Here is a 14,050-nt window from a genome sequence, read left to right as displayed (position 1 = left end):
GGGTCAGACTTTCTTGAAACGCGCGAGGAAGGTGTCGATCGGGTTCTCGGCCTTGAAGCGGTGCATGATGACGTACTGCTGCGCGATCGAGAGGATGTTGTTCCAGGCCCAGTAGATCAGCAGGCCGGCCGCGAACGGGGCCATGATGAAGGTGAAGATGAAGGGCAGGAAGGCGAAGATCTGACGCTGCATCGGATCCTGGGCCGGCGGGTTCATCGACTGCTGCAGCCACATGGTCAGGCCGTAGACGATCGGCAGGACGCCGAGGTGCAGCGGTCCGTTCAGGATGCTGCCCAGCAGCGGCAGGGTGGCCGGGTCCCAGGGAACGGCGCCGAACAGGTTCCAGATCGTCGACGGGTCGCGCGCCGACAGGTCGCGGATCCAGCCGAAGAAGGGCGCGTGGCGCATTTCGATGGTGACGAACAGCACCTTGTACAGGGCGTAGAAGACCGGGATCTGCACCAGGATGGGCAGGCAGCCCGCCAGGGGATTGATCTTCTCCCGCTGATACAGCGCCATCATCTCCTGCTGCTGCTTCTGCGGATCGGAGCCGTGCTTCTTCTTGATCTCCTCCATCTTGGGCTGGAGGGTCCGCATCTTGGACAGGCTCTCGTAGGACTTGTTGGCCAGCGGGAACATGATCAGCTTGACCACGACGGTCAGGGCCAGGATGGCCAGACCGAAGTTGCCCAGCAGGCCGTAGAAGAACTCCACGACCATGAAGATCGGGCGCGTCAGGAACCAGAACATGCCCCAGTCGATGGCGTAGACAAAGCGCGGCAGGTCCTGGCTCTTTTCATAGCCGGCCAGGATCTCGTTGCGCTTGGCGCCGGCGAACAGACGCTGGGTCTCCTCGATCTGGCGGCCCGGCTGGATGGTGCGGGTCGCGCCCAGCATGGCGGCTTCGTGGACGTTCAGGCCGGTGGCGTCGCGGACGGCGAAGCGACCCTCGATGGTTTCCTTCTGGTCCGGGATGAGGGCGGCCATCCAGTATTTGTCGGTGATGCCCAGCCAGCCGCCGGTCGACTGGTTCTCGATGCGCGGCTTCTTGGCCCAATCCTTGTACTTGACCTGTTCGGTGGCGAACTTGCCGTCGGCGCCGAAGACCCCGATGGCGCCTTCATGCAGGATCATCTGCTTGCCCAGATCGGCCGGCACGCCCTGGCGCTCGACGCGGCCATAGGGAGCGATGGTGATGGGCTGGCCGCTCAGGTTGGCGACGGTGTCGGTGACGGTGAAGAGGTACTGGGCGTCGATGGCGATAACGCGCGTGAAGCGCAGGCCGGCGCCGTTGTCCCAGGTCAGCTCGACGGGGGTGGTCGGCGTCAGGGTCGCGCCCTTGGTCAGGGTCCAGGGCGTGTTCGGACCGGGGACGCCGCCGGGGACATTGGGGCCGCTCCAACCGAACTGGGCGAAGTAGGCGTGCTCCATGCCCTGCGGGCGGAACAGCTCGACCGGCGGCGAATTCCTGTCCAGCGTTTCCTTGTAGTCCGTCAGGTACAGGTCGTCGATGCGCGCGCCCTGCAGCGACAGCGAGCCCTTGAGCTTGGGCGTCTGGATCGGCACGCGCGCCGCCGTGCCCAGGGCCTGGGCGCGGTCGGCGACGAAGGCGGTCGGAGCGGCCGAGCCCGGCGTCAGGCCGGCGTCGGTCGCCGTGGCGGCCTTCTCCTCGGCGGCGGCGACCTGCTGCTGGCGGCGCATCTCGGCCTGCGGGCGCATCACCATGAAGTAGTACACGCCCATGATCAGGGCCGCGCACACGAAGAAGATGATGGTGTTGCGCGAATTCTCGTTCTGCATCGGGTCAGCGGTCCTGGCCGGAGGGGCGCGAATCGTCAGAGGCGCGGGCGGTCGATTTCGCCGCATCTCCCATATCGGGAGCCGCACGCGGGGTTGCGAGCCTTGTAAGGGCCGATTTCACATCGTCAAGCAGACGGTCCCAGTCACGGTCCGCCGTGCCCATGCGGGCGATGAACACATAGTCGCAGCCGGGACGCCCGTGCAGGGGCGCCAGAAGGCGCGCAGCCTCGCGCAGGCGGCGTTTGCAACGGTTGCGCACCACCGCTCCGCCCACCTTGCGAGTGGCGGTGAATCCCAGTCGGATCACGGTCTGTCCGTCCTGACGGTCCAGTTGCTGGACCACCACGGCGCCGCGGGCCTGAGAAACACCTTTGGCGGCCGCCAGAAACTGGGGCCGCCGTGTCAGGCGATCGATTTTCATCGGATCGGTCATGCGCCCGCCCTGAAGGGTAATGGGCGCGTGACGTTAGGCCGTCAGGCGCTTACGGCCTTTGGCGCGGCGACGCGCAACAATCTTTTGACCGTTCTTGGTGGCCATCCGCGAACGGAAGCCGTGACGGCGCTTGCGCACGAGTCGCGACGGCTGATAGGTCCGCTTCACGTTCGGCTCCAGGGCTACAAGGTTGCACAACGGACAACAGTCATCCGCTGCAGGAGGCGGGCGTATAAGCGGCGACGACGGACGAGTCAACGCCGACAAGCGATCCGACGCGTTGCAAACGGCCTGAAACTGCTAGGGAAGCTGGACAGCGTCGGTTACGGAGCAGGAATGAACCGGGTCAAACGATTTCTGCCCCTCGCCGTCCTGCTGGCGGCGATCGCCCTGATCTTCGGCATGGGCTGGAACCGCTACCTGTCGCTGGACACCCTGCGCGAGCACGGCGCGGCCTTTCAGGCCCTGGCGGACGAGCACTATGTCCTGACGCTTCTGGCCCTGATGCTGGTCTTCGCCCTGCTGACGGCCAGCGTGGTGCCGGGCGTGGTCTTCATCACCGTGACGGCCGGCTATCTGTTCGGCGCCTGGGTCGGCGGCGTGGCCACGGCCTTCGCCGCCACCATCGGCGCCCTGGCCGTTTATTATGTGGGCCGCACCGCCCTGGGCGAATCCCTGCGTCGTCGCGCGGCCCAGGACACCGGCTTGCTGAGAAAAGTCTGCGAGGGCGTGGACCGCAACACCTTCTGGTACGTCCTGGTGGCGCGGCTGGTGGTCTCGGTGCCCTTCCACCTGATCAATGTGGCGGCGGGCGTCATGGCGGCCCCTCTGCGCCCCTATATGATCGCCACCTTCATCGGCCTGCTGCCGGCCCACATCATCTATTGCTGGATCGGCGCGGGGCTGAACGACATTCTGGTCGATGATCCCGACCCGAACCTGCAGAGCCTGTTCGCCGAGTTCATGTGGCCGCTGCTGGGCGTCGCCTTCCTGTCGATGCTGCTGCCCCTGGCGCTCAAATTAGTGCAGAAATGGCGGGCTCGGCACGGCATGGACGCCGCATGACGGAACGGAACGCGATCGAGACTCGACTGCCCACGCGCCCCCGCGACGAGACGGGGCTGATGGCGCGCCTGCAGGCGGCGCGCCTACCGGGACGCCTGCCTGAAGTCTGGCGTGAGCGCCTGACGCCGCGCGCGCCGGACGGCCTGTCCAGCCGCCTGCTGCTGCTGACCGTGGCCTTCACCCTGGCGGTCGCCGCCCTGATCATCGTGCCCAGCGCCGCCTCCTTCCAGGAGCGGTGGCTGATGGACCGGCTGCAGGCCGCCGAACTGGCCTCGGTGGGCGTCGAGGCCCTGCCCTATTCCGCCGTCGAGGACTCTACCGCCGAACAGCTGCTCAGCATCGGCGGGGTGCAGTCCGTCGTCGTCGGCGAGCAGGGCGTGCGTCGTCTGCTGCTGCAGGCGCCTAACCTGCCGCGCACGCCCGACCTGATCGACCTGCGCCAGCGCAATGTCGGCGCCCGACTTCTGGACCCGTGGAAGACCCTGTTCGGCCACCCCGACCGCTCGCTGCGGGTTCAGGCCAAGCCGCGCTATCGCTCGGGCGACTTCATCGAAATCCTGGCCCCGGCCCAGCCGCTGAAGGTCGAGCTTAAAACCTTCCTGCTGAACAGCCTGACCATGTCGCTGCTGATCGCCGTGGTCGCCGGCGGCCTGCTCTACGCCAGCCTGTCCTTCCTGGTCCTGGCCCCGCTGCGCCGGGTGACGCGCTCGATCGAGCGCTTCGCCGCCGATCCCGAAAGCCCCGCCGAGACGCCCTCGGACCGCAAGGACGAGATCGGCCGGGTCGAACGCGAACTGGCGCGGATGCAGGAAGAAGTGCGCCAGTCCCTGCGTTCGCGCGCCCGCCTGGTGGCCCTGGGCGAGGCAGTGGCCAAGATCAACCACGACCTGCGCAACATGCTGACCTCGGCCCAGATGGCGTCCGAGCGCCTGTCCAGCTCGTCCGACCCCCTGGTGGCCAAGGCCCTGCCCCGGCTGGAGCGGGCGCTCGGCCGCGCCGCCGCCCTGGCCCGCAACGTGCTGGAATACGGCAAGTCCGAAGAAGCCGCGCCGCAACTGCAAAAGATGCTGCTGGCCCGCGTGGTCGCCGTCGCCGCCGAGGACGCAGGACTGGAAGAAGACAGGGTGCGCCTGATCCGCGACCTGCCCGCCCGCCTGACCGTCAGGGCCGACAGCGACCAGCTGCACCGCATTCTGGTCAATCTGATGCGCAACGCCCGTCAGGCCATCGAAAGCGATCCCGCCCGCGACCGGAAGGGCCGCATCACCGTCCGCGCCGAGACCCGCGACGGCGTCGTCGCCATCCGCATCACCGACGACGGACCGGGCATTCCCGAGCGTCTGGCCGGACGGCTGTTCGAGCCCTTCGTCAGCGGCCGCGCCTCTGAGGGCACGGGCCTCGGCCTGACCATCTCGCGCGAGCTGGCGGCCAACCATGGCGGCGAACTGCGCCTGCTGGACACCGGCCCCGAGGGCACGACCTTCGAGCTGCGCCTGCCGGCCTGACGTCTTGCCCGATGAAGGCCCATGCTGCTGGCCGCCCTGCTCGCCCAGACGCGCGCTCCGCCCGCCGACGCCTGCGGAGCCGGGCGCGGTCGGACGCGTAGGAGTTGCAACCATAGGCCGCCTGGAAGCCTTGGTGTAGTCAACACCCGAAGGTCACGCCTTCATCACGCCTCAAGGACGCCGCCATGAGTCACCGCCTGCTTCGCCCCGCCATCGCGGCCCTGGCCGTCGCCCTGGTCGCGCCAGCCGCCCTGGCCCAAACGCCCGCCAGGCAGCCCGCCAAGCCGGCGGTTTCCGCCTCAGTCGCGCCGACCGACCCCGTCGGCGATCTGCTGCGTCAGGGCGAGCGCTATCATCGCGCGCCGGACGCGGCCCAGAACCCCGAGGAACTGCGCCGCACCCAGGCCCTGAACGACGAAATCGTCGCCCAGAATGATCTGGCGGAAAACGAGGACCGCGCCAACGCCGCCGCCCATGTCAAGGCTCAGGCCCAGTATCAGGCCGAACTGGAGCAGGCCGACGCCGCCGCCCGCGCGGCGCGCGACCGCCATGAAGCCGACCTGCGCGCCGCCGCCGAGGCCCAGGCCGCCTATGAGCGACGCATGGCCGACTGGCGCGCAACAGTCGCCGCCTGCGAGCGCGGCGATCGGGCGCGCTGCAACGCCGGTCGGCAGTCGCCCAACTGACCCCTGAATGCGAAAAGGGCGCCGCCGACCTGTGTCGGGACGCCCTTCCTGCGGTCTCCTGAGGCCGGATCAGCCCTCGGCGGTCTCGCGGCGCTTCATCATGGCGTCGAAGCTGTCCCAGACGCCGTCGGCGCCGTGCCACGAGCCTTGGGTCGCCGCCTTGGAATATTCGGTGGCGCGGGCCTCGAAGAAGTTGGCGTGCTCGACGCCCGACAGCAGCGACTGCAGCCAGGGCAGCGGGTTTTCCGTCACGCCGTAAACCTCCGGCAGTTGCAGTTGCCGCAGACGCCAGTCAGCGATGAAGCGGATGTACTGCTTGATGTCGTCCGGCGTCATGCCGTTCACCGGGCCCATTTCGAAGGCCAGGTCGATGAACTTGTCTTCCATCTCGACCACCGTCCTGCAGCAGTCGACGATGTCGTCGGCCACGGCCTTGGTGACGGCGCCCGTCTCCTTGTTGAAGGCGTGGTACAGCTTGATGATGCCTTCACAGTGCAGGCTCTCGTCGCGCACCGACCAGCTGACGATCTGGCCCATGCCCTTCATCTTCGACTGGCGCGGGAAGTTCATCAGCATGGCGAAGCTGGCGAACAGCTGCAGACCCTCGGAGAAGCCGCCGAACATGGCCAGGGTGCGGCAGATGTCGGCGTCGGTCTCGACCCCGAACTGGCCCATGAAGTCATGCTTGTCGCGCATGGCCTCGTATTCCATGAAGGCGCCGAACTCGCTCTCGGGCATGCCGATGGTCTCGAGCAGCAGGGCGTAGGCCGCGATATGGATCGTCTCCATATTGGCGAACGAGGCCAGCATCATCTTCACTTCGGTCGGTTTGAACACCCGGCCGTAGCGCTCCATGTAGTTGTCCTGGACCTCGATGTCGGCCTGGGTGAAGAAGCGGAAGATCTGCGTCAGCAGGTTGCGCTCGCTGTCGGTCAGGCTGGTGGCCCAGTCCTTGACGTCCTCGCCCAGCGGCACCTCCTCGGGCATCCAGTGGACCTGCTGCTGCTTCTTCCACATGTCGAAGGCCCAGGGGTAGCGGAAGGGCTTGTAGGCGGCCGAGGGCGTCAGCAGTCCGGCCGTTCCGGGACGGATGATCGAGGAGTGGGCGTTCATCAAAATGACCTGAAGCGAATCCGGGAGAAGCGGGTTTCACCATGCGTCCCGATGCGCGCGGCGCCAAGTCGGAATACGCCTATCTTGCGATCACATTTTCACCTGACCGCTAGATATGGTGGCTAGAGACGAATCAGATGGGGAGAAGCCTGGGGATGACCTATACGCTTTACGGCGCCGCCGGCTCGGGATCGGTCCCAGTCGAGGCGGCCATGACCCTGATCGGGCTGGACTATCGCGTCGTCGAGGCCGTGACCTGGGAGGGCGAAGCGGAGCGCGACAAGGTCGCCTTCGTCAATCCCATGCGCCAGATCCCGGCCCTGATCCTGCCGAACGGCGAGACTATCACCGAAAGCGCGGCCATCCTGATCTGGCTGGCCGACAGCCATCCCGAGGCGCGGCTTGGGCCGGGGCTGGACGATCCGCGACGGGCGCAGTTCCTGCGCTGGATGAGCTTCATCCCGGCGTCCATTTATTCGATGTTCTGGGTGCGGGACGAGCCGTCACGGCTGGTCGGCGACGACGCGGCGGCGCAGGAACAGGTCCGGCAGCGCACTGCCGAGCGGATCGCCAAGTGCTGGGGCCTCATGGACAGCCAGATCACGCCGGGACGCTTCCTCCTGGGCGAAGACCTGAGCGTTCTGGATCTCTATGTCGCCGTCGCCAGCCGCTGGACGCCGCGTCGACCGCGCTTCTACGCCGAGGCCCCGCGCATGGCCGAGGTGGTGCGTCGGGTCGACGCCTTGCCGGAATTGCAGTCCTTCTGGAGCAAGCGTTTTCCGTTCACCGACGACGCCTAGGCGGCGTGGACCTGCTCGCGATCGGCGGCGGCGCGGAAGGTCTGATCGATGGCGGCGTAGAGCCGCTCATAGGTGACCGGCTTGGCCAGGTGAGCGTCCATCCCCGCCGCCAGGCAACGCGCGGCGTCCTCGGGCATGGCGTCGGCCGTCACCGCCAGGATGGGCGTTTCGCTCGCCGTTGACGTCAGAGCCCGGATGCGCCGCGTGGCCTCCAGTCCGTCCAGCCGCGGCATGCGCACATCCATCAAAACCAGATCAAACGTCTCGGCCTGCACCTTTTCCAGCGCCTCAAGGCCGTCGGTCGCCTCAACCGCAGCACACCCCGCCGCCTCAATCATCAGCCGCAACATCTGCCGATTGACGGCATGGTCGTCGACGATCAGGGCCCGCAGAACTGACGGGTCGGCAGGGACGTCCGCGACCGTCGGCTCCAGCGGCTCCAGGCGCGCCGTCAGAATGAAGACCGAGCCGGCCGACGAGGTCGAACCCAGCACCACGTCGCCGCCCAGGCGGCGCGCATGACGCTTCGCCGCAGGCAGCCCCACCCCCGCCCCGCCGTGGCGCCGACGCAGGGAATCGTCGCTCTGGGCGAAGGGTTCGAAAAGACGCGGAATAAAGGCCTCGGCCACGCCGCAGCCCGTATCCGACACCTCGACCTTCAGCGTGTCGCCGACGTGCGTCGCGCGAACCCGCACCTCGCCCTGATCGGTGAACTTCACGGCGTTGGACGCCAGGTGTCGCAAGGCCCCGCGCAAACGCCGTCCGTCGCCGACCACGCGGCCGCCCGGCTGCAAGTCCAGCTCGACGTGAAAAACCACCCCCTTGGCGCGCGCCGCATCGGCCTCCAGCGCCACCGCGTCATGAATGAGCGCGACCAGATCGAACGGCTCCTGACACAGGGGCTCGTCGCCGCGCGACAGATCCAGAACATCGTCTATGAGGGTCAGCATGGACTCGCCGGAGGACCGTATGGCTGCGACCTGGACCTTCGCCTCAGGCGAAAGGTCGCCCCGACGAGACAGCAGGTCGGCGTAGCCGCTGACCCCGTTCAGCGGGGTGCGCATCTCGTGGCTCATCAGGGCGAGGAAGCGGGACTTGACCGCATCGGCCGCCTCGGCGCGCCGCCGCTGCTCCAGGGCGGTCGCCGTGCGACGCGCCAGGCGGGCGATGAAGGAGCGGCGCTCGGCGATCATGGCGCTGATCGGCAGGGCCGTCATCGCCGCTACCAGCAGGAAGCCGTAATAGAGCGGCATCTGCCGCATCCTCTCCGAGAGACCGGCCAGTTCGTTCACATAGGGTACGGACGAAGCACTGATCGGCCCATGACCGGTCAGGGTCATCAAGCCGCTGATCGCCGTCGTCAGAATCAGGGCGACGGCCATCCATGGCGGCGACAGACGAAAGGCCGCCAGCATCAGCGGCGGAAACATCAGGAAGAGGAAGGGTGCGGACTGGGTGAAAATCCAGAGCGCCGTGACGGTCACCAGCCCAAGCACGGCGGCGATCTCCACCGGCGACTGCGACGCCTGACGGAATCGATGCGCCCGGGCCAGCAGCAATAGACTGGGCGTGACGATGACGAGTCCCAGCAATTCCATGGCGAACAGATGGCGCCAGGCGAAGACGGCCCGGACCAGGGAATAGTCCCGTACGGTCAAGGCCACGACGACGCCGATGGTGGAGGTCAGGGCCACGGCCGGCGCCGCAGCGCCCAGTACGAACAGCACGACCCGCCGGGGCCGCCGCATATCCAGCGCCGCGCCGCACAGGCGTCGCGCCAGAACGCCCGCTGTCAGGACCTGAACCAGGTTCAGCAGCGGATTCATCCAGACGAAGGGCGCAACGTCGCCGCGCACCGCCGCGCTGATCAGGTTCAGTCCGAAACAGAGGGCCAGGACCAGCGCCGCGCGTCGTCGCGGCAGCTGCAGAAAGGCCGCCAGCATCACCCCGTTGGCGGGCCAGGCGATCACCGCCTGGAAGGTGGTCGCGCTCCAGTGGCCCAACAGCAGACAAAGCGCGAACAGAAGGACATAGACAGCGGAATGGGGTCCGGCCTCTTGGCCCGCCTCATGACGAAAGGCTCGCCAGCGTCCGCTCATTCCCCCCGCCTCCCCTCGTGGTTCACCTCAACCCTGCGGTGCAAGTGTAAACAAATCCTGCCCGTAAGATTACGTCGGTTTCCCTAGATTCAGATCAACCCCATCGCCTGAGCCTCGGCCTCCAGCCCCTCGCGGAACTGCGGAGCGGCCAGACCGATCAGGGCCCGCGCGCGCTGATCGACGGTCAGGCCACGCAGATTGACCCAACCATGCTCGGTGACGACGATCTGGGTGTCGTTGCGCGGCGTGGTCACCGGACCGTCCAGTCGGGCGACGATGCGCGAAGCCGTCCCCCTGGCCGCCGTTGAGTGACAGGCGATGATGGACTGGCCGCCCTGGGACGCCGAGGCGCCGCGCACGAAGTCCAGCTGACCGCCCGCCGCCGTATATTGCCGACCGTTCAGATATTCCGAGCAGCAGGCCCCGAAGAGGTCGATCTGCAGAGTGGCGTTGACCGAGACCATCTTGTCGTTGCGGGCGATGACGGCGGGGTCGTTCACATAGTCGACCGGGCGGGCCTCCAGCGCCGGATTCTCGTTCAGGAATTCATAGGTCGAGCGATCGCCCATGGCGAAGGTGAAGACCGTCTTGCCCGGATGCAGGGTCTTCTTCGCATTGGTCACGACCCCGGCGCGCATCAGTTCGACCAGGCCCGGCGTCAGCAGCTCGGTGTGGATGCCCAGGTCGACATGGTCATGCAGGGCGGCGCAGACCGCGTCCGGCAAGGCGCCGATGCCCATCTGCAGCGTCGAGCCGTTCTCGATCAGGCCGGCGATGAGGCCGCCGATGACCAGGTCCTGCGGTTGCTGCGGGGCCTTGCCGGCCTCCAGCAGGGGCGCGGCGTGCTCCACCAGGGCAGTCACCTGGGAGACATGGACCCGGCAGTCGCCGAAGACCCTCGGCATGTGGGGATTGACCTCCAGGATCACCCGCGCTGCCGTCTTCGACGCCGCCAGGGCGTAGTCCGTGTTGGTGCCGAAGCTGAAATAGCCCTCGGCGTCCATGGGCGAGACCGTGGCCAGCAGGGTATCGACCCCGATCTCGCGCGTCAGAACCCGGGGCGTCTGCTGAAATCCGGTCGGCACGAACCAGACGGCTTGCCGCCCTTCCTCCACCCCCCGCGCCTCCAGCTTCCGCTCGATGGCGCCGTGGAACAGGCTGTGGGGGCGCAGGCGGTCGGTCAGTTCGTAGCGCAGCACCGTCTCGCCCGCGATGGCGGTGGACAGCAGGTAGTAGATGTTGACGTCGCCGACCTCTCTCGCCTCGGCCCGGTCGGCCAGGGCCTTCAACAGGGCCGGCGGCTGGCCGACGCCAAGCGCCATGGCCACCTTGGCGCCGGAAGGAATCAGGGCGGCGGCGGCGGCAGGCGTGGTCAGGCGCTGGGCGTAGTGCGTAGCGTGATCGGTCATGGCGTTTCCTCGAACGGCCGTTCGGCTCTCTTCGACCCGTTATCCGGCGCCCGGCGCGTCCCGACCGCTAGACATTGGTCGAAGGCGCGTCCTGCAACGGAGCGTGGTGCAGCCGCTGGCGGCGTTCAACCGCATAGGCGGCGAGCCACAGCATCATCGCCCAGGCCGCGCCCACGCTCCATCCGGCGAAGACGTCCGAGGCCCAGTGCGCGCCCAGATAGATCCGTGTCAGACCGATCAGCAGGGCGATCAGCACCGCGCATCCCAGGACATAGGCCTTGAGCCGCTTTCGGGGGAAGGCGCGGGTCAGCATGACCCCGAGCGTCAGATAGAAGACGGTCGACAACAGGGCGTGGCCCGAGGGGAAGCTGGCGTTCAGGGTCTCCACCGCCTGAAACTCCAGCGGCGGACGTTCGCGCTCGAACAGGGCCTTGAGACCTTCGCTCAGCGCCACCCCGCCCGCCAGGCCGAAGACCAGCAGCAGGGCCGACAGCCGCTTGCCCTGAATCAGCAGGAAGCCCAGGACCACCGCGGCGAACAGGGTCAGAACCGAAATCCCGCCCAGAGAGGTCAGGTCGGCCGCCGCCTCGTGCAGCCACCACGGCCCCCAGGGGCGGCCCGGATCGTCGGCGAAGGGGCGCACCGCCTGCAGCACCGCCTGGTCGAAGGCCTGGCCGTCGGCCTCGCGCATGTCGTCGGCCACTTCGATGAATGTGAGCGTGCCCAGGGCGAGCACCAGCAGGGCGGCGACGGCGGCGATTTCGGTGCGGGCCACGCGCAGCGCGCGGGTCAGGAAGGCGGTCGGATGGGGGGCCATGGGACCGCTAACGGTCAAGCTGGACGCACGTTCCCGCGAACCTGACATCACGCGTTTGTGATCGCGCGAGCCGAGCGGCTTGACGGTTGTCTTTTCCGACTTTTCCACAGGGCCCGCCCGGTGAATCTGTGGACCCCACATCGCCCGACCAAGATCAAGTCTTTACCTGACATTAGCGATATGCGCCCATACATCTAGCCGAGCACGGGAACAGAGACACCATATCTAGTGTTTCAAACCGGCACGGTCTTCATACGATTTTGATCGGGGCAAGGATCAACATGGCTGGCGGCGAAGCTCTGCAGACGACGGAATTCACGACGGTTTCTGCGCCGCCGCTCGAGGGCAAGCCGCAGCTGAAGGTGGTCTCGGGCCTGAAGCTGGACCGTTCGCGCGACGCCGTTCTGACCGACTTCGGCAAGAAGACCCTCGAAGATCGCTACCTGCTGGCGGGCGAGAGCTATCAGGATATGTTCGCCCGCGTCTCGACGGCCTACGCCGACGACGCCGAGCACGCCCAGCGCATCTACGACTACATGTCCAAGCTGTGGTTCATGCCCGCCACGCCGGTCCTGTCGAACGGCGGCGCCAACCGCGGCCTGCCCATCAGCTGCTTCTTGAACGCCGTGGGCGACAGCCTGGACGGCATCCAGAACGTCTGGAATGAAAACGTGGCCCTGGCCTCGAACGGCGGCGGCATCGGCACCTACTGGGGCGGCGTTCGCTCCATCGGCGAGAAGGTCAAGGGCGCCGGCAAGACCAGCGGCATCATCCCCTTCATCCGCGTGATGGACTCCATGACCCTGGCGATCTCGCAGGGCTCGCTGCGCCGCGGATCGGCCGCCGTCTATCTGGACATCCACCACCCCGAGATCGAGGAGTTCCTCGAGATCCGCAAACCCTCGGGCGACTTCAACCGCAAGTCCCTGAACCTGCACCACGGCATCAACATCACCGACGAGTTCATGGAGGCGGTGAAGACCGGCTCCACCTTCGACCTGAAGTCGCCGAAGAACGGCGAGGTCATGAAGACCGTCGACGCCCGTTCGCTGTGGACCAAGCTGCTCGACATCCGCATGCAGACGGGCGAGCCCTATCTGATCTTCTCGGACACGGTGAACCGCCAGATGGCCCCGCACCAGCGCGAGCTGGGCCTGAAGGTCAAGCAGTCGAACCTGTGCGCTGAAATCATGCTGCACACCGGTCGCGACCACCTGGGCGCCGAGCGCACCGCCGTCTGCTGCCTGTCGTCGGTGAACGCCGAAACCTTCCTGGAATGGCGCGAAGAGCCGAAATTCATCGAAGACATCATGCGCTTCCTGGACAATGTCCTGGAGGACTTCATCCACCGCGCGCCCCCCGCCATGGCGGCGGCCGTCTACTCGGCCAGGCGCGAACGTTCGGTGGGTCTGGGCCTGATGGGCTTCCACTCCTTCCTGCAATCGCAGGGCGTGGCTTTCGAGTCGGCCATGGCCAAGTCGTGGAACATGCGCCTGTTCAAGCATCTGCGCCGCGAGGCCGACAAGGCCAGCCGCCTGCTGGCCGAGGAAAAGGGCGCCTGCCTCGACGCCGCCGAGCGCGGGGTCATGGAACGTTTCTCGCACAAGCTGGCCATCGCCCCGACCGCCTCGATCTCGATCATCTGCGGCGGCACCTCGGCAGGCATCGAGCCGATCCCGGCCAACATCTACACGCACAAGACCCTGTCGGGCTCGTTCGCGGTCAAGAACCCCTATCTGCAGAAGCTTCTGGGCGAGAAGGGCATCGACACCGAGGCGGTGTGGAACTCGATCCTCGAACACGAAGGTTCGGTTCAGCACCTCGACGCCCTGTCGGACGATGAAAAGGGCGTCTTCAAGACCGCCTTCGAGCTGGACCAGCGCTGGGTGGTCGAACTGGCCGCCGACCGCGCCCCGGAAATCTGCCAGGCCCAGTCGCTGAACCTCTTCATCCCCGGCGACGTGAACAAGTGGGACCTGCACATGCTGCACTGGTCCGCCTGGGAGCGCGGCGTGAAGTCGCTGTACTATCTGCGCTCCAAGTCGGTGCAGCGCGCCGCCTTCGCCGGCGCCGAGGACAAGAAGGAAGAAGAGATCGACCCGAACCAGCCGGACCTCTTCTCGGCGGCTCGCACCGACTATGACGAGTGCCTGGCCTGCCAATAGCCGCCCGTCGCATCTCGAACTGCTGATCTCACCGCCCGGAGGAACCGTCTTCCGGGCGGTTTCGTTTGAACGGAACAGGATTGTGGCTTGAAAGAGTCCGTTGCAGTTCCCCCGCGTTAGTGCAGAGTGAGACTGTTAACGGCTTTGGGAGGGACCGT

Annotated in this window: 12 protein-coding genes; 5 read left to right on the top strand and 7 right to left on the bottom strand. The window is 66.9% G+C overall.

The annotated features are described in order from the left end of the window. Nucleotides 1-3: 3 nt before the first annotated feature. Genes yidC through rpmH form a run of 3 tightly spaced genes read right to left on the bottom strand, consistent with a single transcriptional unit; the run spans nucleotide 4 to nucleotide 2,401 of the window. A complete protein-coding gene (gene yidC, locus ACFYLW_RS00215) occupies nucleotides 4-1,800 on the bottom strand; it encodes a membrane protein insertase YidC (protein ID WP_390182368.1) in 1,797 nt (598 codons plus the stop codon). Between the two features lie 4 nt (nucleotides 1,801-1,804). Beyond that, nucleotides 1,805-2,233, bottom strand: coding sequence for a ribonuclease P protein component (gene rnpA / locus ACFYLW_RS00210; protein ID WP_312064592.1), 429 nt, complete (start codon nucleotides 2,231-2,233; stop codon nucleotides 1,805-1,807). A gap of 33 nt (nucleotides 2,234-2,266) precedes the next feature. Then, nucleotides 2,267-2,401 carry a 50S ribosomal protein L34 gene (rpmH, locus tag ACFYLW_RS00205; RefSeq protein WP_003164000.1) on the bottom strand — a complete coding sequence of 45 codons (135 nt, stop codon included), beginning with the start codon at nucleotides 2,399-2,401 and terminating at the stop codon, nucleotides 2,267-2,269. 168 nt (nucleotides 2,402-2,569) lie between these two features. Here rpmH and ACFYLW_RS00200 point away from each other — a divergent pair, with 168 nt between their 5' ends. The 3 genes from ACFYLW_RS00200 to ACFYLW_RS00190 all read left to right on the top strand — a co-directional run bounded on the left by ACFYLW_RS00200 (nucleotide 2,570) and on the right by ACFYLW_RS00190 (nucleotide 5,489). Further along, nucleotides 2,570-3,298: a TVP38/TMEM64 family protein gene (locus ACFYLW_RS00200; RefSeq protein ID WP_390182367.1), complete on the top strand. Its 729-nt coding sequence runs from the start codon at nucleotides 2,570-2,572 to the stop codon at nucleotides 3,296-3,298. Next, the gene (locus ACFYLW_RS00195; RefSeq protein ID WP_292084529.1) at nucleotides 3,295-4,803 is read left to right on the top strand and encodes a sensor histidine kinase; all 1,509 of its coding nucleotides are present in this window, start codon (nucleotides 3,295-3,297) and stop codon (nucleotides 4,801-4,803) included. Before ACFYLW_RS00200 ends, ACFYLW_RS00195 begins: the two co-directional genes overlap by 4 nt. Before the next feature lie 185 nt (nucleotides 4,804-4,988). Further along, on the top strand, nucleotides 4,989-5,489 hold the full coding sequence (locus tag ACFYLW_RS00190; RefSeq protein WP_390182366.1) for a cell wall hydrolase: 501 nt from the start codon (nucleotides 4,989-4,991) through the stop codon (nucleotides 5,487-5,489). A gap of 69 nt (nucleotides 5,490-5,558) precedes the next feature. Here the strand turns inward: ACFYLW_RS00190 and ACFYLW_RS00185 are convergent, their stop codons facing one another. Further along, nucleotides 5,559-6,602, bottom strand: a complete 1,044-nt coding sequence (locus ACFYLW_RS00185; RefSeq protein WP_390182365.1) for a ribonucleotide-diphosphate reductase subunit beta — start codon at nucleotides 6,600-6,602, stop codon at nucleotides 5,559-5,561. Nucleotides 6,603-6,757: 155 nt separating this feature from the next. Here ACFYLW_RS00185 and ACFYLW_RS00180 point away from each other — a divergent pair, with 155 nt between their 5' ends. Then, nucleotides 6,758-7,402: a glutathione S-transferase family protein gene (locus tag ACFYLW_RS00180; RefSeq protein ID WP_390182364.1), complete on the top strand. Its 645-nt coding sequence runs from the start codon at nucleotides 6,758-6,760 to the stop codon at nucleotides 7,400-7,402. Here ACFYLW_RS00180 and ACFYLW_RS00175 read toward each other — a convergent pair. The 3 genes from ACFYLW_RS00175 to ACFYLW_RS00165 all read right to left on the bottom strand — a co-directional run bounded on the left by ACFYLW_RS00175 (nucleotide 7,399) and on the right by ACFYLW_RS00165 (nucleotide 11,727). Beyond that, complete coding sequence (locus ACFYLW_RS00175) at nucleotides 7,399-9,501, bottom strand: response regulator (RefSeq protein ID WP_390182363.1); 2,103 nt, start codon at nucleotides 9,499-9,501, stop codon at nucleotides 7,399-7,401. The genes ACFYLW_RS00180 and ACFYLW_RS00175 overlap by 4 nt on opposite strands. An 89-nt stretch (nucleotides 9,502-9,590) precedes the next feature. Beyond that, complete coding sequence (locus ACFYLW_RS00170; protein ID WP_390182362.1) at nucleotides 9,591-10,910, bottom strand: acetyl-CoA hydrolase/transferase family protein; 1,320 nt, start codon at nucleotides 10,908-10,910, stop codon at nucleotides 9,591-9,593. A gap of 67 nt (nucleotides 10,911-10,977) precedes the next feature. Next, nucleotides 10,978-11,727, bottom strand: coding sequence for a phosphatase PAP2 family protein (locus ACFYLW_RS00165; protein WP_390182361.1), 750 nt, complete (start codon nucleotides 11,725-11,727; stop codon nucleotides 10,978-10,980). A gap of 275 nt (nucleotides 11,728-12,002) precedes the next feature. Here ACFYLW_RS00165 and ACFYLW_RS00160 point away from each other — a divergent pair, with 275 nt between their 5' ends. Further along, entirely contained in the window at nucleotides 12,003-13,892 is a 1,890-nt protein-coding gene (locus tag ACFYLW_RS00160; RefSeq protein WP_390182867.1) for a ribonucleoside-diphosphate reductase subunit alpha, read from the top strand. Nucleotides 13,893-14,050 lie beyond the last annotated feature (158 nt).

It is taken from the genome of Brevundimonas sp. NPDC007368 (genome assembly GCF_042869015.1).
In the GTDB taxonomy this organism is placed as follows: domain Bacteria; phylum Pseudomonadota; class Alphaproteobacteria; order Caulobacterales; family Caulobacteraceae; genus Brevundimonas.
Note: the sequence above shows the minus strand (reverse complement) of the source record. Positions and strands in the feature narration are given on the sequence as shown.

Excerpts from the sequence above, each read along its gene's own strand:
- yidC (WP_390182368.1), bottom strand. The coding sequence starts at position 1,800 with ATGCAGAACGAGAATTCGCGCAACACCATCATCTTCTTCGTGTGCGCG.
- rnpA (WP_312064592.1), bottom strand. The coding sequence starts at position 2,233 with ATGACCGATCCGATGAAAATCGATCGCCTGACACGGCGGCCCCAGTTT.
- ACFYLW_RS00200 (WP_390182367.1), top strand. The coding sequence starts at position 2,570 with ATGAACCGGGTCAAACGATTTCTGCCCCTCGCCGTCCTGCTGGCGGCG.
- ACFYLW_RS00195 (WP_292084529.1), top strand. The coding sequence starts at position 3,295 with ATGACGGAACGGAACGCGATCGAGACTCGACTGCCCACGCGCCCCCGC.
- ACFYLW_RS00190 (WP_390182366.1), top strand. The coding sequence starts at position 4,989 with ATGAGTCACCGCCTGCTTCGCCCCGCCATCGCGGCCCTGGCCGTCGCC.
- ACFYLW_RS00185 (WP_390182365.1), bottom strand. The coding sequence starts at position 6,602 with ATGAACGCCCACTCCTCGATCATCCGTCCCGGAACGGCCGGACTGCTG.
- ACFYLW_RS00180 (WP_390182364.1), top strand. The coding sequence starts at position 6,758 with ATGACCTATACGCTTTACGGCGCCGCCGGCTCGGGATCGGTCCCAGTC.
- ACFYLW_RS00175 (WP_390182363.1), bottom strand. The coding sequence starts at position 9,501 with ATGAGCGGACGCTGGCGAGCCTTTCGTCATGAGGCGGGCCAAGAGGCC.
- ACFYLW_RS00170 (WP_390182362.1), bottom strand. The coding sequence starts at position 10,910 with ATGACCGATCACGCTACGCACTACGCCCAGCGCCTGACCACGCCTGCC.
- ACFYLW_RS00165 (WP_390182361.1), bottom strand. The coding sequence starts at position 11,727 with ATGGCCCCCCATCCGACCGCCTTCCTGACCCGCGCGCTGCGCGTGGCC.